Below are 21093 nucleotides of genomic sequence, written 5' to 3'. Positions count from 1 at the left end.
GGAGCGGGCAGGCGCCGGACTCAAATGCCCGCCTAGCCACATCGCGCTTGGATTTCCACGCCCTCTTCGCCAAAAGGGCGCGGAATGTCTGTTCGTCCCTCTCCCGCCATCGCCGCGATCGGCATCGCTGCCCTGCTTGCATCTGCGGGGCTCGCCGTCGCGCAGTCCGGCAAAGGCGCGGCCAAGGCGGATGCGAGCCAGGATGCGGGCAACAGTTCGGGTAGTTTCGAGGTCAGCGGCGTCGATGTCGATGTGCGCGGCAAGAATGCCGAAGCCGCGCGGCTCGGCGGCTGGCGGCTGGCGCAGCGCAAGGGCTGGTCGATGCTCGCGCGGCAGCTGACCGGATCGCCATCGACCCTGTCCGATTCGGCGCTCGATGGGTTGGTGACCGGTATCGTGGTCGAGAATGAGCAGATCGGCCCGAACCGCTATGTCGCGCGGCTCGGCGTGTTGTTCGACCGCAATCGCGCGGCGTCGATCCTGGGTGTAGGCGGCACGCTGATGCGTTCGCCGCCGATGCTGCTGATCCCGGTGCAGGTGTCGGGCGGCACCCATCGCGTGTTTGAGGGCAGCAGCGCCTTTGTCGAAGGGTGGGCGCGGTTCCGCACCGGTAACAGCAGTATCGATTATGTCCGCCCCAACGGCTCGGGCCCCGACCGCCTGCTGATGAATGCCGGGCAGGTGGCGCGGCGCGGGCGTGGCTGGTGGCGCTCGATCCTCGACCAATATGGCGCGACCGACATATTGGTCCCGACGGTGGAGCTGCGCCGCAGCTATCCGGGCGGGCCGGTCACCGGTATCTTCACCGCGGGCCATGGGCCCGACAATGTCCGGCTGGCGCAATTCGTGCTGCGCGTGAACGACGGGAACGCGATTCCCGCGCTGATCGATGCCGGCATTGCGCGGATCGACAAGGCGTATCAGGACGCGCTGCGCGCCGGAATCCTGAAGCCCGACCGGTTGCTGGTCACCGAGCCGCCGCGACCCGCAGTTCCGGTCGAGGAAACCGGTGAGGAAGAGCTGATCGACACGGGCGAAACGCCCGCTGTCGCGACCGGTGCGGCGATCACCATCCAGTTCGACACGCCAACCGTCGGCGCATTGACCGGCGGCGAGGCGGCATTGCGGGGCGTCCCGGGCGTCAGCTCGGCGATTACCACCAGCACCGCGCTGGGCGGTGTGTCGCTGATGCGCGTGACCTATGACGGCAGCCAGGCCTCGCTGCGTGCGGCGCTGGAGGCGCGCGGTTGGCAGGTGCAGGAAGGTGCGGGCGTGCTGCGCATTCGCCGCGGTGGCGGCGCAGCGACGCCAGCGAGCGCACCGGCGCCCGAAGCGGGGAACAGCAGCAGCGAATGAGCCAGCTCTCCCTGCCGCTCGCCCGACCCCCCGGCGCGCGCGAGGACAGGTTCCTGATCGGTGAGTCGAATGCGCAGGCGGTGCAGTTGCTCGAACGCTGGGCGACCTGGCCCGTCATGACCGGGATCATCGTCGGACCGCGCAAATCGGGGCGCAGCCTGCTTGCGCGCACGATGGTGCAGCGTAGCGGCGGCACGATGTTCGACGATGCCGACCGTGCCGATGAAGTGGCGTTGTTTCATGCCTGGAACACGGCACAGGCCGAGCACCGGCCGCTGTTCCTCGTCGCCGAACGCGCGCCCCCGGCCTGGGCGGTGCGGCTGCCCGATTTGCGATCCCGGCTGGGCGCCAGCGTGATCGCGCAGATCGGCCCGCCTGACGACGCGCTGGCGCACGACCTGCTGGCGCAATTGATCGACCGTCACGAACTTGTCGCACCCCCTGATATAGTGGCGTGGATCCTGCGGCGGATCGAGCGGACGCATCTTGCGATCCTGCGCACCGCCGAAGCGCTGGAGGAAGAGGCGAGCCGTCGCGGGAACCGACGCTTGTCGATTGCGACGGCGCGGGCCACACTGACCGCGGCGGGGCTGCTTCGCGAACCCGACGCTCAAATCCGAGACGAGGACCCATGACCCGCGCGCACGCCAACGCCGATTTGCCCCGAGTCGAGGGTGGTGAGACACCGACCACCGTCACATCGGCGGATGCGCGCTATTTCAACCGCGAGCTGTCGTGGCTGGCGTTCAACCGGCGGGTGATGGAGGAGGCGTGCAATACTGCGCATCCCCTGCTCGAACGGCTGCGCTTCCTGTCGATATCGGGCTCGAACCTCGACGAATTCTTCATGGTCCGCGTGGCGGGGCTCAAGGGGCAGCAGATGCAGGAGGTCGAGGCGCACTCGACCGACGGCCTCACCCCGGCGCAGCAGCTCGCCGCGATCGTTGCCGACGCCGCCGACCTGGTCGATAGCCAGCAGACGGTGTGGCAGGACATCCGCGCCGAACTGGCCGAGCGCGGGATCGAAGTGCTCGATGCCGATGGCATCACCGGCGACACGGCCAAATGGCTGGAAGAGCATTTTCGCCTGCAGATTTTCCCGATCCTGACGCCGCAGGCGCTCGATCCGTCGCACCCGTTCCCGTTCATCCCCAACAAGGGGCTGAGCGTCATTTTCGACCTGGTCCGGATCAGCGATGGCGAAGCCGTGCGCGAGCTGGTGCTGCTGCCCGCCGCGACCCCGCGCTTCGTGCGTGTGCCGGGAGACACCGCACGCTACATCGCGGTCGAGACGCTGGTGAAACAGTTCGCGCCGGTGCTGTTCCCGGGGTTCGAGATCCGCAAATCGGCCACGTTCCGCGTGCTGCGCGACAGCGATATCGAGCTGGAGGAAGAGGCCGAGGATCTGGTCCTCTACTTCCGCACCGCGATCAAACGCCGCCGCCGTGGTCGCGTGATCCGGCTTGAGATGGAGCAGGGGATCGATCCCGGCCTCGAAGCCGTGCTCAAGGAAGAGCTCGGCGGCAGCGAGGCGTTGCTGACCGAGACTGGCGGGTTTCTGGGCAATGGCGATCTCGCGCTGATCGTGGACGAGGATCGCCCCGACCTTAAGTTCCCGCCCTTCGTCGCGCGCTTTCCCGAGCGAATCCGCGAATATGACGGCGATTGCTTCGCGGCGATCAAGGCCAAGGACATTGTCGTCCACCACCCGTATGAATCCTTCGACGTGGTGCTCGCCTTCCTCAAGCAGGCCGCGAGCGATCCCGATGTGATCGCGATCAAGCAGACGCTGTACCGCGCGGGAAAACAGTCGGCGGTGATCCAGGCGCTGATCGCTGCCGCCGAAGCCGGCAAGTCGGTGACGGCGGTGGTCGAGATCAAGGCGCGGTTCGACGAGGAGCAGAATCTGCTCTGGGCGAGCGCGCTCGAACGTGCCGGCGTGCAGGTCATCTATGGCTTCACCAACTGGAAGACCCACGCCAAGGTGTCGATGGTGGTGCGGCGCGAGGGCGACGAGTTCCGCACCTACTGCCATTTCGGGACCGGCAATTATCACCCGGTCACGGCGCGCATCTACACCGATCTCAGCTTCTTCACCGCCGATCCGCGGGTCGGGCGCGATGCCGCCAAGATCTTCAACTATGTCACCGGCTATGTCGAACCTGAGGGGCTGGAGCTGCTGTCGGTGTCGCCGCGGCATCTGCGCGAGCGGTTGATTGAGCTGACCGATCAGGAAATCGCCAATGCGCTGGCGGGCAAGCCCGCGGCGATCTGGGCGAAGATGAACAGCCTGGTCGATCCGGTGATGATCGAGAAGCTGTACGAGGCGAGCAATGCCGGGGTGGTGATCGACCTGATCATCCGGGGCATTTGCTGCCTGCGCCCCGGTATGCCCGGCATGTCGGAGAATATCCGGGTCAAGTCGGTCGTCGGGCGCTTTCTGGAGCACAGCCGCATCTGGGCGTTCGGCAATGGCAAGGCGCTGCCGAATGACGGCGCTCTGGTCTATATCTCTTCGGCGGACTGGATGCCGCGCAACTTCGACCGGCGGGTGGAGTTCATGCTTCCGATCATCAACCCCACGGTGCACGATCAGGTGCTGGATCAGGTGATGGTGGCGAACCTGATCGATACCGAACAAAGCTGGGAGCTGCAGTCCGATGGCCATTATGTCCGCGATGAGCCCGGCGCCAAGCCGTTCAACCTGCACCGTTATTTCATGACCAATCCGTCGCTGTCGGGGCGCGGTGCGGCGCTGGAATCGAGTGGCGCCGTGCCGAAGCTGTCGCTGCGCCGCTGGCGCGCCGAGCGCGGCGCGTGAGCGTTACGCAGCTGTCGCAGCGCAAGCCGCGTGCCGTGAGTGTCCCGCAGTCGCAGCGCACCGCGATCATCGACATCGGGTCCAATTCGATCCGTCTGGTCGTCTATGACGGGGCGGCGCGTTTGCCCGCGATCCTGTTCAACGAAAAGGTGATGGCTGGCCTGGGTCGTTCGCTGGCAGCGACTGGAGCGATCGCGGAAGATGCGCTGGTGCTCGCCACCACGGCTCTGGCACGCTTTTCCAGCCTGGCGCGCGAGATGGAGGTCGATTCGTTGCGCACGGTCGCGACGGCAGCGGTGCGCGATGCCAGCAATGGACAGCGCTTGCTCGACATCGCGCAGGCACTGGGGCTGAAGGTCGAATTGCTGTCCGGGGAGGCCGAGGCGTTGGCTGCCGGTTATGGCGTGTTGTCGGGCATTCCTGATGCAGACGGGATTGTCGGCGATCTCGGTGGCGGGTCGCTGGAACTGGTCCGCGTCGTTGCTGGAACGGTGACCGATCGCGTGTCCTTCCCGCTTGGCGTGCTGCGGCTGGAGGCCATTCGGTCGCAGGGCAAGGGGACGCTCGACAAGACGGTCGCGCGGATGCTCGACGAAGCCGGGTGGAGCAAGCGCGGGGAGGGGCTGCCCTTCTACCTTGTCGGTGGATCGTGGCGCGCGCTGGCGCGGCTCGACATGCATCTGACCGGCTATCCGCTGCCCGTCATCCACGAATATGCAATGCCCGCATCGACCATCACCCGGTTGCAACGGACGATCGCGCAGATGGGCAAGAGCCGCATCCGGTCGGTGCCGAACCTGTCCTCCGGCCGCGTCGGCACGCTGGACCACGCCGCGGCACTGCTTGGTGCGTTGATCAAGCATCTGGGGAGCAGCGAGACTGTCGCGTCGGCTTTTGGCCTGCGCGAAGGGCTGCTCTATGGCGAACTGACGCCGGAAGAGCGGCGCGCCGATCCGCTGATCGTTGCGGCCCGCGATGAGGCGCGGCGGTCGGGTCGGTTCCCGGAGCATGGCGACTTGCTCGATGCATGGATTGCGCCGCTGTTCGGCGACGAGGATGTATCGCTGACCCGGTTGCGCCATGCCGCATGCCTGCTGGCCGATGTCGGATGGCGCGCAAATCCCGAATTTCGTGCCGAGCGCGGCATGGAGATTGCGCTGCACGGTAATTGGGTCGGGATCGACGCGCGTGGGCGCGCGGCGCTCGCCCAGGCGCTGTTTACCTCGCTGGGCGGGGGGCTGGAATCGCCTGCACCGGTCGGGCAGCTGGCATCGCCCGAGGAATTGGAGCGCGCGCGGCTATGGGGTTTGGCGATGCGCCTCGGCCAGCGGCTGTCAGGCGGCGTTGCCGGACCGCTGCGCCGGTCCCGCGTCGCGATCGAGGGCGAGATGCTTCAGCTTCATCTGGGTGAGGACGACGCCGCGCTGTACGGCGAAGCGGTGGAGAAGCGCCACCGCGCGCTGGCCGGCGCGCTGGGGCTGACGGCGGGCGTGGCATTAGGGAGTTAGCACCCCAGACCCCGTTTGCCCTGAGCCTGTCGAAGGGCGGTTTCCAATTTCTGTGTGGCTTGCGGCCCTTCGACAGGCTCAGGGCAAACGGGGTTGTTGGATGGCTCGCGTCACCCGCAGCGCAGCGCCTTGATCGTGTTCACGTCATCCAGCTCGACGTTCAGCCGGTCGGAGCGATAATCCATCGTCACCGCCATGCCGGGCTTGATCACGCGAACGGTGCGTGCGCCTGAACGCTGCTTGGCGCGGTCGATCACCTGTGGCTTGGCTTCGCGTCCGACCAGCGGCTGAACGCGGTCAGCGTTGCATTCACGGATACCGGTGCCGGGCGCGGGGCGCTCATAGCTGCACGCGGCGAGGGTCAGCGGCAGGGCGATCAGGGCGATAGCTTTCATGGATTCGGCTCCTCGGTACGCGTCATCTTGAGCTTTCCGTTACGCACGGTGAACCCAAGCTGACCCTCGACGAGCGCGAGCGCGTCGCGGCCGAATTGTTCGAACCGCCAGCCGCGCAGGATCGACAGCCCTTCACGCTGGCCCGCAGCGAGCGCTTCGAGGTCGTCGGAGCGGGCGAGCAGGCGGGCGGCGACGTTGATGTCGCGCGCGCGAATCTTGAGCAGCAGCTTTAGCAGGTCGGCGACCAAAGCGCCCTCCTTACCCAGCGGGAGCTTGCGATCGTCGCGCGGGGGGAGCTCGTCGGCGGGCATCGGGACGGCATTTTCCAGCGCGGCCATCAGGCGCCCGCCGATATCGTTGCCGGCCCAGGTGGCGGACAGGCCGCGCACCTTGGCCAGATCGGCCTGTTTGCGCGGCGGGTTGCCGGCGAGATCGGCGATCGTCTCGTCCTTGACGATGCGGCCGCGGGGCAGGTCCTTGCCCTGCGCCTCACGCTCGCGCCACGCGGCGAGCGCCTTGAGGCGACCGAGCACTTCGGGCTTTCGGCTGGAGATGCGGATGCGCTGCCACGCCTTGTCGGGGTCGCTGCGATAGTTTTCGGGATCGCCGATCCGCTCCATCTCCTCGTCCAGCCAGTCGCCGCGCCCGGTTTTCTTGAGCTTGGCCAGCATCTTGGGGAAGATTTCGGAGAGATAGGTGACGTCGCAGATCGCGTAATCGATCTGGCGCTTGTCGAGCGGACGGCGCGACCAGTCGGTAAAGCGCGCGCCCTTGTCCACCGTGATGCCGAGATAGGTTTCGACGAGGTTGGAGTAGCCGATCTGCTCACCCTGACCCAGCGCCATCGCCGCGATCTGGGTGTCGAACAGCGGGTGCGGGGTCTTGCCGGTGAGGTTGAAGACGATCTCAAGATCCTGTCCGCCGGCGTGGAAGACCTTCAGCACATCCTCATTGTTCACCAGCAGGTCGAGCAGCGGGGTGAGGTCGAGGCCCGGCGCCATCGGATCGATCGCTGCCGCTTCGTTCGTGTCGGCGATCTGGATCAGGCACAGCTCGGGGTAGAAGGTGTTCTCTCGCATGAACTCGGTGTCCACCGTGATGAACGGTTGCTGCGCGAGGCGGGTGCAGAGGTTGGCGAGCGTCGCCGAGTCTTGAATCAGGCCGTGAATGTGCATCGCAGGCCCATAGCCAAGCCCGGGCGGGTTGACAAAGGGGCGCGTGAGAAGGATGCGCGCGGCCTGTTATTTTCACCTGAAACCGTTGGAAACCGCTCATGCACGCCTATCGCACCCACACTTGCGGCCAGCTGACCGCCGATCAGGTCGGCGAAACCGTCCGCCTGTCGGGCTGGATCCATCGCAAGCGCGACCATGGCGGCGTGTTGTTCGTCGATCTGCGCGACCATTATGGCGTGACCCAGATCGTGTGCGACAGCGACTCGCCCGCGCTGCCCGTGCTGGAAGGACTGCGCGTCGAATCGGTCGTGACGATCGACGGCGTGGTCAAGGCGCGCAGCGAGGCGACGGTGAACGCCAACCTGGCCACCGGCGCGATCGAGGTGTTTGCCAAGGGCGTGACGGTGCAGTCGGCGGCGCAGGAGCTGCCGATGCCGGTGTTCGGCGATGCCGAATATCCCGAGGAAATCCGCCTGCGGAACCGCTTCCTCGACCTGCGCCGCGAGGGGCTGCACGCCAACATCATGCTGCGCAGCCATGTCATCGCGTCGCTGCGCCGCCGGATGATCGACCAGGGCTTTACCGAGTTCCAGACGCCGATCCTGACCGCGTCGTCGCCGGAAGGCGCGCGCGACTATCTGGTGCCGAGCCGCGTGCATCCGGGCAAATTCTACGCGCTCCCGCAGGCGCCGCAGATGTTCAAGCAGCTGCTGATGGTCGCGGGTTTCGACCGCTATTTCCAGATCGCACCGTGCTTCCGCGACGAGGATGCGCGCGCCGACCGTTCGCCGGGCGAGTTCTATCAGCTCGATTTCGAGATGAGCTATGTCACGCAGGACGATGTGTTCGCGGCGATCGAGCCGGTGCTGCACGGCGTGTTCGAGGAATTCGCCAACTGGCAGGGCAAGGGCCGCACTGTGTCGCCGCTGCCGTTCAAGCGCATCCCGTACCGCGAATCGATGCTGAAATATGGCAACGACAAGCCCGATCTGCGCAACCCGATCCTCATTACCGATGTCAGCAGCCATTTCGAAGGCTCTGGTTTCGGGCGTTTTGCCTCGATGGTCGCGGCGGGTGATGTCGTCCGCGCGATCCCCGCGCCGAACACTGCGGAGAAGAGCCGGAAGTTCTTCGACGACATGAACGCATGGGCGCAGGGCGAGGGCTTCCCCGGCCTTGGCTATGCGACGCAGAAGGACGGCGTGTTCGGCGGGCCGATCGCGAACAACCATGGGCAGGAGGGCATGAAGGCAATCGCCGACGCACTCGGCTTGGGTCCGAACGACGGCATCTTCTTCGCCGCTGGCAAGGAGGCTCAGGCCGCCAAGCTGGCGGGTCTCGCGCGCACCCGCGTCGGCGAGAGCCTTGAGCTGATCGACAAGAGCCGGTTCGAATTCTGCTGGATCGTCGATTTCCCGATGTTCGAATATGACGAGGACGCGAAGAAGATCGACTTCAGCCACAACCCGTTCAGCATGCCGCAGGGCGAGCTGGAGGCACTGGAGACCAAGGATCCGCTCGACATCCTGGCGTGGCAATATGACATCGTGTGCAACGGCATCGAGCTGAGCTCGGGCGCGATCCGGAACCATCGTCCGGAGATCATGTACAAGGCGTTCGAGATTGCCGGCTACAGCCAGCAGGATGTGGACTCGAACTTTGCGGGCATGATCAACGCGTTCAAATATGGCGCGCCGCCGCACGGTGGTTCGGCCCCGGGCGTCGACCGCATCGTCATGCTGCTCGCCGACCAGCCGAACATCCGCGAGGTCATCGTCTTCCCGATGAACCAGAAGGCGGAGGATCTGATGATGCAAGCGCCGTCGCCGGTCAGCGAGAAGCAGTTGAAGGAGCTGCATATCCGGCTGGCTCCGCAGGCGCTGGACAACAAGGGCTGATCCATGAGCACGTCGATCGACCTTTCCGACTATGAATCGGGTGGAAAGGTCGACGACTATCACGACCGTCTGACCGGGCTTCAGGACCGGCTGGGCCACATTCAGACCGCGCACATCATCCATAAGCGCCGCGCGATCATCGTGTTCGAAGGCTGGGACGCGGCGGGGAAGGGCGGGATCATCCGGCGGCTGACCGCCGACTGGGACCCGCGCTATTTCGAGGTGTGGCCGATCGCCGCGCCGACGCCGGAGGAGCTGTCGCACCATTTCCTGTGGCGCTTCTGGCGGCGGCTGCCGGCGCAGCACAATATCGCGGTGTTCGACCGCAGTTGGTATGGCCGGGTGCTGGTCGAGCGGGTCGAGGGTTTCGCGAGCGAGGCCGAGTGGCAGCGCGGTTATGACGAGATCAACGGGTTCGAGGCGCAGCAGGCCGAGACCGGCGCGACGCTGATCAAGATCTTTGTCCATGTGACGCAGAAGACGCAGGACAAGCGCCTGCGCGAGCGGATCGAGACGCCGTGGAAGCGGTGGAAGACCGGGCTGGACGATTATCGCAACCGCGCACGTCGGGCCGATTATCTCGACGCGATGCACGACATGTTCGCGCGGACCAATACCGAAATCGCGCCATGGGTGGTCATAGACGGCAATGACAAGAAGGCCGCTCGCATCGCCGCACTGACCGCGATTGCCGATGCGCTGGAGGCGCGGGTGCCGATGGACCCGCCCGCGCTCGATCCAGAGGTCGAGGCGGCGGCGCGGTCGGCTGGCGTCATCAACTGACGCAATGGACCGCGCGGCACCGGGAGTCTAAGCCGTATCAATTGATATGACAGGTTGAGAGAGTGATGCTGGACCCAAACGCCGCGCCTGCGCGCGACCGTGCTCAAGCGACCATCGGTCTGGCCGACCTGTTCACCATCGGGATTGGCCCGTCGAGTTCGCATACCGTCGGGCCGATGCGTGCGGGTCATGCCTTTGCGGAGGCGGCGCTGGATCGCGGAACGCCCGTGTCGGTGTCGTGCGAGCTGTTCGGATCGCTGGCGCTCACCGGCAAGGGACACGCGACCGATGTCGCGGTGATGCTGGGACTGGCGGGGCATCAGCCCGAGCGGGTCGATCCCGATGCGGTGCCGACCATCATCGAGACGATCCGCGCCGAGGCACAGCTCAAGCTCGGCGGACATGTGCCGGTGCCGTTTATTGAGGGCACGCACCTCGTCTTTCGCGGTGACCGCTTCCTGCCCGCTCATCCCAACGGCATGCGCTTCGTCGCGCATTATGCCGATGGCGAGCCCTATGAGACCTTCTGGTATTCGATCGGCGGCGGCGCGGTGGTCGAGGGCGGGTGCGAGCTGCCCCAGACCAATGTGAAGCTGCCCTTCGCCTTTTCGTCCGGGGCGGAACTGCTGGCTGTGGGCGAGGCGGAGGGCAAGAGCATCGCGGAGATCGTCCGCGCCAATGAAGCCGCATGGCGCGACGATGCGGAGACCGACGCGTTCCTCGACAGTCTGCGCGGCGCGATGTCGGCGTGCATCGAGCGCGGGATGCGGGGCGAGGGCGAACTGCCCGGTGGATTGAAGGTCAAACGCCGCGCGCGCGATCTGCACCAACGGCTCATGGCGCGGGGGCCGCGTTCGGACCCGTCGCTGGTGTTCGACTGGGTCAGCCTGTGGGCGCTGGCGGTCAATGAGGAGAATGCGGCGGGTGGCCGCGTCGTCACCGCGCCGACCAATGGCGCGGCGGGGGTCATCCCGGCGGTGCTGCGCTATTACGAGACCTTCTGCGCCTCACCCACGCCGGCGGGGTCGCGGACGTTCCTTCTGACCGCGGCGGCAATCGGGTTCCTCTATAAGAAGCGCGCGTCGATCTCGGCCGCTGAGATGGGGTGTCAGGGGGAGGTCGGGGTCGCCTGTTCGATGGCGGCGGCGGGGCTGGCGGCGGCTTTGGGTGCGACCAATGCGCAGATCGAAAATGCCGCCGAGATCGGGATGGAGCATAATCTGGGCCTAACCTGCGACCCGATCGGCGGGCTGGTCCAGATCCCGTGCATCGAACGCAATACGATGGGTGCGATCAAGGCGATCAACGCCGCCTATCTGGCGATGCATGGCGATGGCAGCCACATCGTCAGCCTCGATGCGGTGATCGAAACGATGCGCCAGACGGGTGAAGACATGCGGTCGAAATACAAGGAAACCGCACAGGGCGGGCTGGCGGTGAATGTGGTGGCGTGTTGAGGCACCTCAACCCCCGTTTACCCTGAGCTTGTCGACGGGCCGCCAGCGAAACGCCTGTTGGAGATCGCCCTTCGACAAGCTCAGGGCAAGCGGCAGTGGGATGTCACCTCACCCCGGGTAGCCGATCTCCATCACCTCATACTCCTTCTCCCCCGCCGGGAGCATGACGCGGCGCAGGTCGCCCACGGCGGCGCCGCGCAGTGCACGGGCGAGCGGCGAGTTCCAGCCGATCCGGCCTGCGCCTGCGTCCGCCTCGTCGTCGCCGACCAGGGTTAGGGTGCGGTGGTTGTCATCCTCGTCCGCGATGGTGACTGTGGCGCCGAACCATATTTTCGAGCGATCCTCTTGCCGGGCAGGATCGACGACCTTTGCCGCCTTCATCCGTTTCGCCAGCCAGCCGAGTCGCCGGTCGATTTCTCGCAGCCGCTTGCGGCCGTAAATGTAATCGCCGTTTTCCGAGCGATCGCCATTTCCTGCGGCCCAGGCAATGGTTTCGACCAGCGCCGGGCGCTCGGTGGCAAACAGCGCGTCATATTCGGCCTTGAGCGCCGAATAGCCGGCCGGAGTGATGTAGTTCGGACGATCGATCAAAGCTGGCGGCCCATGCTGATTCGCGGCTCGACCGCATAGCCCATATGCGCCCAGAAGGCGGCGGCGTCGTGGTTGGTGTCGCGTACCTGCAGATTGACCTTGGCGCAGCCGAGATCGGCCAGCGCGGTTTCGGCGGTGCGGATCAGCGCGCGGGCGATGCCGCAGCCGCGCGCGCGGGGATGCACCGCCAGCTTGTAAAGCCAGCCGCGATGCCCGTCATAGCCCGCCATGATCGTGCCGAGGACATGATCGCCCTCTTGCGCGACGAGCGGCAGGTCGCGCTGCACAGCCAGTTTTTGCGGGATCGCGACGGTGGCATGGCTGTGCGGCGGATCATCGGGAAAGACGGTGCGCCATAGCGCGTCCAACTCCGCAAACTGCGCCTCTTGATAAGGCTGGATCGCGATCACCCCGGGCGGTTCTTGCCCAGATACCAACTCATGCGATGCGGCCCGCGTGAGCGTGACCGCTGCGGATGGAGCATGTCGTAGACGACGGCATTTTCCAGCACGCGGTGGACATAGTTCTTGGTCTCGAAGATCGGGATATTCTCGATCCATTCGAGCATGTCGACGCCGGGCATGCGCGGGTCGCCATTGGCGCGGATCCACTTGTTCACATTGCCGGGACCAGCATTGTAGGCGGCGACGGCGAGCGGGTAGCTGCCGCCATAATAATCGAGCATGCGCTGGATGTAGCTCGACCCGAGGCGGATATTGTAATCCGTATCCACGGTCAGCGCCGCGCGGTCGTAGCTCATCCCCAGCTTTCCGGCGACCTCACGTGCGGTGCCGGGCATCAGCTGCATAAGCCCCCGCGCGCCGGCATGGCTGACGGCCGCTTTGTCGAACTGGCTTTCCTGGCGCGCGATGGCGTGGATCATCGTGAAATGGGCTTCCTGCCCCGCGGGGACCGGGACTGACGGATAGCCCGCGACGGTATAGTCGGTCAGGCCGTTGAGCAGCGCACTGCGTCCGACCATCACCCCCAGGTCGGGGCGGTTGAGCGTCCGCGACAGTTCGGTCGCCAGCACATGATCCTCGGCACTCGTCGCATCCGCGGCGATCTGGCGCAGGAAATAGCCCTGATCCTCGGCGCGGCCGAGCGTGCCGAGCATCTGCGCGGCGCGCACCACTTCGCGATTGTAGAATGCGGTGCGCGCAGCGGGGCTGACGCTGCGGAAATCGACCGGCGGCGGTGCCTTGAGCTCGCGCCCGAGCCGTTCGGCGGCGAGCTGGCCATAGAACAGGTCCGAATAGGCGGCGGCGCGCTCATAATAGGCGCGGGCGGCGGCCTGCTGCCCCGCTGCTTCGGCGGCGCGGCCGGCCCAGTAAATGCCCTTGGACTGGGTGGTCGGGGTGCGCGATCCGCGCGAATAGCGGTCGAACATGCCGACCGCGTCGGCCGGACGACCGAGCTTCTGCATCGCGACCGTGCCGGCGAGCCACACCAGGCTGGTGTAATCGTCGCGGATGCCGAGGCCGAGGTCGGAGATGTCGGTGCCCGGTGCCACCGCGTCGTCGACTTGGCTGGCGATGGCATAGGCCAGCGCATATTGCCGGTCGGATTCGGCGGCGCGGGCGTTGGTCAGCAGCACCTCATACCATTCCTCGACATTGCCGGGGCGGCTGTCGAGGACGCGTGGGCGGGCGAGGAGCGAGCGGGCCGAGCCGCTGGCGCCATTGTTGCGGAACCAGCTGGCGCGGTCGGCGATGAAGCCGGGGTCGCGCGCGCCGATCGCCTCGACGGCGGCGGCGCGGTCCTGCGCATCGGGGGCGTCGGAATGGAGCGCGAGCCGCGCCTCGAACAGCGCGCGCTTCTGCGGCGAGGTGTAGCCGATCTGGCGGGCGGCGACGGTTCGCGCGTCCTGCCACAACAGCGCGTCCATCCGGGCGTCATGGTCGGCGGGGGACAAGGCCGCGGAAAAGCCGCCCAGTACCGCGGTTTCATCGGTCGGACGCAGGATGCCGCTGCGCCAGGCGCGGCGTGCCTGCTCGTCTGCCTCGGCGCGGCGGCCGGTGATCGCCAGCGCTTCGGCGAAGCGGATGCGGCCCGCAGCGGTCAGGGGCGGAAAGCGCTCAAAGAAGCGGATGACGAGCGACGGCGCGTCCGTGCCCGCACCCAGCGATGCCTCGGCAGCGGCGCGGCGACTGGTTTCGCCCGGCCAACCGGGATGCGCGAGCATGAAATTGGCATAGTCGCTGAACGGCCAGCGATCGGACTGTTGCAGCCGCTTCCATTGGTCGATCGTGTACTGGATGCTGGAAGCTGACGGCGGCGGGGCAGGGGGCAGCACCTGCGCCGCGATCGCAGCGAACTGCGCGCGATACCATTGGGCCCCATCCTGCACGACCTGCGATGAGACCGCGACACCCGATACGCCGGCGAGCAGAAGCCCGCTCCTGAACATAGAGCCAAGCATGCTGGACATACTACGCGAACGCACCCTATTGGCCACCCCGAATTTCCGATGATTGGGGCATTTTGACGCATATGTTCGCTGGTTCCATCCCCGCCCTGATCACGCCATTCCGTAACGGCAGCTTTGCCGAGGATGTGTTCCGCGATTTCGTCGAGTGGCAGATCGCCGAAGGATCGTCGGCGCTGGTCCCCGTAGGCACCACCGGCGAGGCGGCGACGCTGTCCAAGGATGAGCATTTCGAGGTGGTGCGCGTCTGCGCCGATCAGGTACGCGGGCGCGTGCCGGTGATCGCGGGGGCGGGGTCGAACGACACCCGCGTCGCCATCGGCAACGTTCAGGCGGCGAAGGAGTCGGGTGCCGACGCGGTGCTGATGGTCCCGCCTTATTACAACCGCCCGAGCCAGGAAGGCATCTTCCAGCATTTCGCGGCAGTGGCGGCCGAGTGCGAGCTGCCGATCATCCTCTACAATGTTCCCGGCCGCACCGTGACCGATATCCAGCCCGAGACGGTGATCCGCATCGTTGAGGCATTTCCCGACAAGTTCGTCGCGATCAAGGACGCGACCGGCGACCTCGCCCGCGTGTCGAAGCATCGCGCCGCGCTGCGCGCCGGCTTCGCGCAGCTTTCGGGAAATGACGAGACTGCGCTTGCGTTCAACGCGATGGGCGGGGTGGGGTGCATCTCGGTCGCCGCCAATGTCGCGCCCAAGCTGTGCGCGCAGTTCCAGGCGGCATGGGCCGAAGGGAATACGGCGATCGCGCTGGCGCTGCACGACCGGCTGTTCGCGCTGCATCTGGCACTGTTCACCGATGCCTCGCCGGGGCCAGTGAAATATGCGGTCAACAAGCTGCGGCCCGAGATTTCCGCAGAACTGCGCCTGCCTATGGTGCAGCCAAGTGACGCCAGCAAGGCGGCGGTCGATGCGGCGATGGCGGCGGCGGGGTTGATTTAAGCCGTCGCCCCGGCGCAGGCCGGGGCCGCCTCGAGCGCGCTGCGAACCCTATGGCGGCCCCGGCCTGCGCCGGGGCGACGAGATGCCTTCCCTTTCTCCCCCAGCCCCCCTACATCGCGCGTCCCATGGCACGCCCTCGTCCCCTTGAATTCGACAAGAAGAAGATCGTCGCGGAGAACCGCAAGGCGCGCTTCGAGTATTTCCTTGAAGAGTTCTTTGAGGCGGGGATCGCGCTGCAGGGGACCGAGGTGAAGTCGCTGCGATTCGGCGAAGGGTCGATCGCGGAGAGCTACGCCGAGGTGCGCGACGGGCAGGCGTGGCTGGTCAACGCCAACATCCCCGAATTTTCGCACGGAAACCGCTTTAATCACGAACCCAAGCGCCCCCGTAAATTGCTCCTTCATCAACGCCAGGTAGAAAAGCTGCAGGGCGCGGTCGCGCGGGAGGGCATGACGCTGATCCCGATGTCGATCTACTTCAACGGTCGCGGCCGGGCGAAGGTCGAGCTGGCGCTGGCGAAGGGCAAGAAGACTCACGACAAGCGCGAGTCGATCAAGGAACGGGACTGGAAGCGTGAACAGGGGCGGATCCTCCGCGATCGCGGGTGACATGAAGCCGAGCCGTCTCAGCGCTTGGTGGCAGCGCAACATGCCCACGCGCGAGTCGATTGAGCAGATCCGCTGGCTGCGCCCTGTCGCGCACCGCGTGCTCGCCCCTGAATTATGGCGCTTCACGCGTCGTTCGGTGCCGCGCGGCGTGGCGCTGGGCCTGCTGGTCGGTATCTTTCTGCTGATCCCGGGACTTCAGATCGCGGGCGCCGCGATGCTGGCGTTGCCGTTTCGCGCCAATGTACCGATCGCTGCCGCGATGACGTTCCTGAGCAACCCGGCGACGACCCCGTTCATCCTCTATGGGTCGGTCTATACCGGCAATCTGATGCTGGGTCGGAACGCCGATCTTTCGGGCTTCATGGCGCTGGTCGAACATCATGCCGGGGTCGGCGAGTGGACGAGCTGGCTGTTGTCGCAAGCCGCACCCGCGCTGTTGATCGGGCTGCTCGTCATTTCGGTTGTGTGCGCGGCCGCCGGCTATGGTCTTTCCATTCTGATCTGGCGTGGTTGGGTCGCGCGCAAGTGGCGCAAGCGGGTCGCACTCCGCAATAAAGTTTCTTCGGAGACTTGATCGGGCGTATCATCGGCGTAAGACACGGGCGTTTTCCAACGTTCCGAAGGGTGCCCGATGCGTCTTCTCCTGATCCCCATTCTTCTCGCCGGAACCGCATTGGCGAGCGGCTGCGCCAGTTCGGCCAGCGGTGAGGGGCCGGCAGCGGCCGCGCCGACTCCGGCACCGACCGCAGCCGCCAAGCCGCAGCTGGGCAGCTTTGGCTTCGACGTCGCGGGCATGGATCGCAGCGTTGCGCCGGGCGAGGATTTCTATGCCTTCTCCAACGGCGTTTGGGCGAAAAACACGCCGATCCCGGCGGACAAGTCCAACTATGGCATGTTCACCGCGCTCGACGATCTGTCGAAGGAGCGCGTGCGTGGTATTCTGGATGAGGTGAAGGACGACAAGGCCAGCATGGTCGGTCGCGCTTATACCAGCTATCTCGACACCGCGACCGTCGAGGCGCGCGGGCTTGCGCCGATCCAGCCCTGGCTGGGCAAGATCAAGGCGCTCGACAGCAAGGCGGGTTACGCCGCGTTGGTGGTTGAAGGCGCAAAAATGGGAATCCCCGGGCCGTTCGGCGGCTATGTCGGCCAGGACGACAAGATCCCGACTCAGTATATCTTCTCGATCTATCAGGGTGGCACGGGCCTGCCCGACCGCGACATGTATCTGCTCGACAATCCGAAGATGGCGGCGATCCGCACCGCCTATCTCGGTTATCTCGCCAAGATGCTGACGCTGGCGGGCGAAGCGGATGCCGATGCGCGTGCCAAGGGGATCCTCGACTTCGAGACCAGCATCGCCAAGGTGCAGTGGACGCGCGAGGATTCGGGCGACGCCGCCAAGACCTATAACAAGTTCACCCTGGCCGAGACCGCCAAGCTGTCGTCGAAGACGCTCGACATGCCGGCCATGCTGAAGGCGTTGAGCCCGAAGATCACCGAAGTGCTGGTGAACCAGCCGAGCGCAGTCACCGGTATCGCGAAGATCCTCGACGACGCGCCGCTGGCGGTGGTGAAGGACCAAATGCTGGTGCGCAGCCTGGGCGCGATGGCCGATTATCTGCCCGATGCAGTGGCCGACACCAACTTCGCCTTCTACGGCACCACGCTGCAGGGCACGCCGCAGCGCGAGCCGCGCTGGAAGCGGGGCGTGAGCTTCACCGAAGGCGCCCTGGGCGAGGAATTGGGCAAGGAATACGCCGCGCGCTATTTCCCGGCCGAGTACAAGGCGGAGATGAACAAGCTCGTTGCCAATGTCCTTGACGCGATGGGCCGGCGGATCGATGCGCTCGACTGGATGCAGCCGCAGACCAAGGCGCGCGCCAAGGCGAAGCTCAAGAACTTCACCGTCAAGGTCGGCTACCCCGACCAGTGGCGCAGCTATGCGGGTCTTGAGGTCAAGGCCGACGATCTGTTCGGCAATGCCGTCCGCTCCAACCGTTTCGACTATGCGTATATGCTCGACAAGCTGGGCGGCCCGGTGCGCCGCTGGGAATGGGGCATGCTGCCCCAGACGGTGAACGCCTATGCCAATTTCGGCATGATGGAAGTCGTCTTCCCCGCCGCGATCCTGCAGCCGCCCTTCTTCGACCCCAAGGCCGATCCGGCGATCAACTATGGCGGCATCGGCGCGGTGATCGGGCACGAGATCAGCCACCATTTCGACGATCAGGGCGCCAAGTATAACGAAAAGGGCGAGCTGGCCGACTGGTGGACGCCGGAAGACGTCAAGGCATTCGAGGCGGCGGGCAAGGCGCTGATCGCGCAGTATGACGCCTATGAGCCGCTGCCGGGTGAGCATGTGAAGGGCGAGTTTACGCTGGGCGAGAATATCGGCGACCTGGCCGGCCTCACCATCGCTTATGATGCCTACAAGCATGCGCTGGGCGGCAAGGAAGCGCCGGTGATCGATGGCTTTACCGGCGACCAGCGCTTCTACCTCGGCTGGGCGCAGGTGTGGCGGCGCAATTATCGTGAGGCGAATCTGCGCCAGCGCCTGCTGACCGATCCGCACAGCCCGTCGATCCAGCGCGCCTGGGTCGTCCGCAACCTCGACCCCTGGTACGGCGCGTTCGGCGCGAAGCCGGGCGAAAGCCTGTATCTCGATCCGGCAAAACGCGTCCGCGTCTGGTGAGCGCTTGACGCTATGGCAGCGGGGCGGGAAAGGGGGCTATGCCCAGCATTTCCGCCCCGACTGACGAGACCTCCGGCATCACCGGCCCGCTGATCGCGGCGATCGTCGCCGGAGCGGCGGCTGGTGGAGCGGTGCTGTGGGCGATCGACTCGCTAGCAGTTGCTGCCGGGTTTTTCGCGGCGGCGGTTCTGATCGCGCTGGCGGTAACGCTGGTGCGGCGACCCGCAACAGCCACAGACACGCCTGCCGCCGCGAGTGAGATCGACTGGTCGCTGGCGAACATGCTCGCGTCGATGAGCAATGACGCGATCGCGGTGACCGACCGCGCCGGGCGGCTGGTCTGCGCCAATGAGCGGTTCGGGACGCTGTTTCCCGGCTATCCCGCTCCCCCCGCAGTGGTGATCGGTGACTGGGCGGCGTCGCAGCTGGGCAGCGCGGGGCGCGCCGCATGGCGCGACGGGCAGGCATCGAGCGGGTCGTTCGATGCCGCCGGGACCAAGCTGACGGCGCATGTCGCACGCGTCGGCGATTCGCTGCTGGTGTGGCGCTTCGCCGGTGCCGATGCGGTGGACCTGACCAAACAGGCACAGGCGCTGGTCGCGGGCAAATCGGGCGACCGGCTGGGGCAGGCCGGGATCATGATGGCGCTGATCGGCGCCGATGGCCGGGTGCGCGCCGCCAATCGCGTGCTGCGGCTGCGCGCGGCTGGCGACGAGCTGGCGATGATCGAGGGGCGGGACATCACCCGTTTCCTGATCACCGACAATCGCGGCACGGTGCGGTTTGAACGCGAGGGCCTGTCGGGCCCACCGATCCGCGTTCTGGAAATCCCGTTTCTCGACGGCGATGCGACCCCGATGCTGGTCGCATTGCTCGATGAGGAATATGCCCCGGCGCAGGAAATGGGCGCGGAATCGAGTGCGCATGTCCGCTCGCTGATCGCGCTGCTTCCCACCGGCATCGCGCTGGTGGGCGCGGACGGGCGCTTTGCGTTCATGAACGACGCCTTTGTGCGCGCGGCACATGTCAACACCGACGCCCCGCCGCTCTATCCGGGCGATCTGGTGGTGCGCGAGGACAAGAGCACGCTCGCCGATGCGGTGCGGCGGTTCGCGGCGGGTGCGGTGCATCCGATGGACCTGACGGTGCGTTTTGCCCAGGCACCCGACGAGGCGGTGTCGCTGTCGATCGCCTCTGCGCGGGGGCTGGGCGATGCGGCAGTACTGCTCAGTCTGCGCGATGCGGGCGAGGAGGGGCAGCTCAAGCGCCAGGTGGCACAGGCCACCAAGATGCAGGCGGTCGGCCAGCTTGCCGGCGGCGTCGCCCACGACTTTAACAACATCCTTACCGCGATCATCGGCCATTGCGACCTGATGCTGATGCGCCATGCGCCCGGCGACAGCGATTATGACGACATCCAGCAGATCCTGCTCAACTCCAACCGCGCCGCCGCGCTGACCCGCCAGCTGCTCGCCTTTTCGCGGCAACAGACGCTGCGGCCGCAGTTGCTGCAGCTGCCCGACATCATTTCTGAGGTGTCGAACCTGCTCAAGCGCCTGCTGGGCGAGACGGTCGAGCTGGTGGTCAATCACGGCCGCAACCTGGGGCCGGTGCGCGCCGATCCGGGGCAGTTGGAACAGGTCGTCGTCAATCTGGCGGTCAATGCGCGCGACGCGATGCTGGCGAAGAACCCCAATGGTGGCGGCACGCTGACGATCGAGACGCTGAGCGTCCCCGCGCATGAAGTGCGCGCGATGGACGAGGATGTGCTGCCGGTCGGGGACTATACCGCGCTGCGCGTGTCCGACACCGGGTCGGGCATCCCGGCGGATGTGCTGGCGCATATCTGGGAGCCGTTCTTCACCACCAAGGAAGTGGGGAAGGGGACGGGGCTGGGCCTGTCGACCGTCTATGGCATCATCAAGCAATCCGGCGGGTTCATCTTTGCCGAGAGTGAGCCGGGCAAGGGGGCGGTCTTCACCATCTATCTCCCCGTCCACACTGCGCCCGAACAGACGGCGCCGCTACCGACCGCCAAGGCAGTGCAGGGCGATCTGTGGGGTAGTGGCACGATCCTGCTGGTCGAGGACGAGGCGATGGTCCGCGCCGTCGCCGAACGCGCGCTGGCGCGGCAGGGCTATACCGTCCTGACCGCCGAAAATGGCGAAGCGGCGCTGGAATTGCTGGAGAAGAGCGACAAGCCCGACCTGCTGATCAGCGACGTGGTGATGCCGACGATGGACGGCCCGACCATGGTTCGCCACGCGCGCAAGAAATATCCGGACCTCAAGATCATCTTCATGTCGGGCTATGCCGAGGAGCAGCTGCGCAAGTCGATCGACATCGACAAGGTCGCATTCTTGCCGAAACCCTTTTCCGTTCAGCAACTTGCGGAGCTTGCCCGGTCGGTAATGACCGCGAAATAGCGCTC

General features: G+C 66.0%; 17 protein-coding genes. 12 read left to right on the top strand and 5 right to left on the bottom strand.

The features are described 5' to 3' along the window. Positions 1 to 84 precede the first annotated feature (84 nt). Genes KYX69_RS07575 through KYX69_RS07560 form a run of 4 tightly spaced genes read left to right on the top strand, consistent with a single transcriptional unit; the run spans position 85 to position 5685 of the window. A complete protein-coding gene (locus tag KYX69_RS07575; protein ID WP_300495654.1) occupies positions 85 to 1356 on the top strand; it encodes a heavy-metal-associated domain-containing protein in 1272 nt (423 codons plus the stop codon). Beyond that, positions 1353 to 1991 carry a DnaA/Hda family protein gene (locus KYX69_RS07570; RefSeq protein WP_300495651.1) on the top strand — a complete coding sequence of 213 codons (639 nt, stop codon included), beginning with the start codon at positions 1353 to 1355 and terminating at the stop codon, positions 1989 to 1991. Before KYX69_RS07575 ends, KYX69_RS07570 begins: the two co-directional genes overlap by 4 nt. Further along, complete coding sequence (locus tag KYX69_RS07565) at positions 1988 to 4177, top strand: RNA degradosome polyphosphate kinase (RefSeq protein WP_300495649.1); 2190 nt, start codon at positions 1988 to 1990, stop codon at positions 4175 to 4177. Before KYX69_RS07570 ends, KYX69_RS07565 begins: the two co-directional genes overlap by 4 nt. Then, entirely contained in the window at positions 4174 to 5685 is a 1512-nt protein-coding gene (locus KYX69_RS07560) for a Ppx/GppA family phosphatase (protein WP_300495648.1), read from the top strand. The genes KYX69_RS07565 and KYX69_RS07560 overlap by 4 nt, the downstream gene beginning before the upstream one ends. Before the next feature lie 110 nt (positions 5686 to 5795). Here the strand turns inward: KYX69_RS07560 and KYX69_RS07555 are convergent, their stop codons facing one another. Both KYX69_RS07555 and rnd read right to left on the bottom strand, forming a co-directional pair. Next, the gene (locus KYX69_RS07555; protein ID WP_300495646.1) at positions 5796 to 6080 is read right to left on the bottom strand and encodes an I78 family peptidase inhibitor; all 285 of its coding nucleotides are present in this window, start codon (positions 6078 to 6080) and stop codon (positions 5796 to 5798) included. Beyond that, positions 6077 to 7255, bottom strand: a complete 1179-nt coding sequence (gene rnd, locus KYX69_RS07550; protein WP_300495644.1) for a ribonuclease D — start codon at positions 7253 to 7255, stop codon at positions 6077 to 6079. The genes KYX69_RS07555 and rnd overlap by 4 nt, the downstream gene beginning before the upstream one ends. A 98-nt stretch (positions 7256 to 7353) precedes the next feature. Between rnd and aspS the strand changes: the two genes are divergently transcribed. The 3 genes from aspS to KYX69_RS07535 all read left to right on the top strand — a co-directional run bounded on the left by aspS (position 7354) and on the right by KYX69_RS07535 (position 11393). Beyond that, a complete protein-coding gene (gene aspS, locus KYX69_RS07545; RefSeq protein ID WP_300495642.1) occupies positions 7354 to 9153 on the top strand; it encodes an aspartate--tRNA ligase in 1800 nt (599 codons plus the stop codon). Positions 9154 to 9156: 3 nt separating this feature from the next. After that, positions 9157 to 9936, top strand: a complete 780-nt coding sequence (locus KYX69_RS07540) for a polyphosphate kinase (RefSeq protein ID WP_300495639.1) — start codon at positions 9157 to 9159, stop codon at positions 9934 to 9936. Between the two features lie 65 nt (positions 9937 to 10001). Continuing rightward, positions 10002 to 11393, top strand: coding sequence for an L-serine ammonia-lyase (locus tag KYX69_RS07535; protein WP_300495637.1), 1392 nt, complete (start codon positions 10002 to 10004; stop codon positions 11391 to 11393). A 108-nt stretch (positions 11394 to 11501) separates the two neighbouring features. On the opposite strand, the gene greB is transcribed toward KYX69_RS07535, so the two are convergent. Genes greB through KYX69_RS07520 form a run of 3 tightly spaced genes read right to left on the bottom strand, consistent with a single transcriptional unit; the run spans position 11502 to position 14406 of the window. Next, a complete protein-coding gene (greB, locus tag KYX69_RS07530) occupies positions 11502 to 11984 on the bottom strand; it encodes a transcription elongation factor GreB (protein ID WP_300495634.1) in 483 nt (160 codons plus the stop codon). Beyond that, the gene (locus tag KYX69_RS07525; RefSeq protein WP_300495632.1) at positions 11981 to 12394 is read right to left on the bottom strand and encodes a GNAT family acetyltransferase; all 414 of its coding nucleotides are present in this window, start codon (positions 12392 to 12394) and stop codon (positions 11981 to 11983) included. Before KYX69_RS07525 ends, greB begins: the two co-directional genes overlap by 4 nt. Further along, a complete protein-coding gene (locus tag KYX69_RS07520; protein ID WP_300495630.1) occupies positions 12391 to 14406 on the bottom strand; it encodes a lytic transglycosylase domain-containing protein in 2016 nt (671 codons plus the stop codon). Before KYX69_RS07520 ends, KYX69_RS07525 begins: the two co-directional genes overlap by 4 nt. Positions 14407 to 14477: 71 nt before the next feature. Between KYX69_RS07520 and dapA the strand changes: the two genes are divergently transcribed. From dapA to KYX69_RS07495, 5 genes are all read left to right on the top strand, one after another. Further along, positions 14478 to 15359, top strand: coding sequence for a 4-hydroxy-tetrahydrodipicolinate synthase (gene dapA / locus KYX69_RS07515; RefSeq protein ID WP_300495628.1), 882 nt, complete (start codon positions 14478 to 14480; stop codon positions 15357 to 15359). Between the two features lie 125 nt (positions 15360 to 15484). Continuing rightward, positions 15485 to 15967, top strand: a complete 483-nt coding sequence (gene smpB / locus KYX69_RS07510) for an SsrA-binding protein SmpB (protein WP_300495626.1) — start codon at positions 15485 to 15487, stop codon at positions 15965 to 15967. A gap of 1 nt (position 15968) precedes the next feature. Further along, on the top strand, positions 15969 to 16541 hold the full coding sequence (locus tag KYX69_RS07505; RefSeq protein ID WP_300495625.1) for a DUF2062 domain-containing protein: 573 nt from the start codon (positions 15969 to 15971) through the stop codon (positions 16539 to 16541). 57 nt (positions 16542 to 16598) lie between these two features. Continuing rightward, complete coding sequence (locus KYX69_RS07500; protein ID WP_300495623.1) at positions 16599 to 18662, top strand: M13 family metallopeptidase; 2064 nt, start codon at positions 16599 to 16601, stop codon at positions 18660 to 18662. Between the two features lie 38 nt (positions 18663 to 18700). Continuing rightward, the gene (locus KYX69_RS07495; protein ID WP_300495620.1) at positions 18701 to 21088 is read left to right on the top strand and encodes a PAS domain-containing sensor histidine kinase; all 2388 of its coding nucleotides are present in this window, start codon (positions 18701 to 18703) and stop codon (positions 21086 to 21088) included. Positions 21089 to 21093: the final 5 nt, after the last annotated feature.

The sequence above is a fragment of the Sphingomonas sp. genome, assembly GCF_030145815.1.
Classification (GTDB): domain Bacteria; phylum Pseudomonadota; class Alphaproteobacteria; order Sphingomonadales; family Sphingomonadaceae; genus Sphingomonas.
Note: the sequence above shows the minus strand (reverse complement) of the source record. Positions and strands in the feature narration are given on the sequence as shown.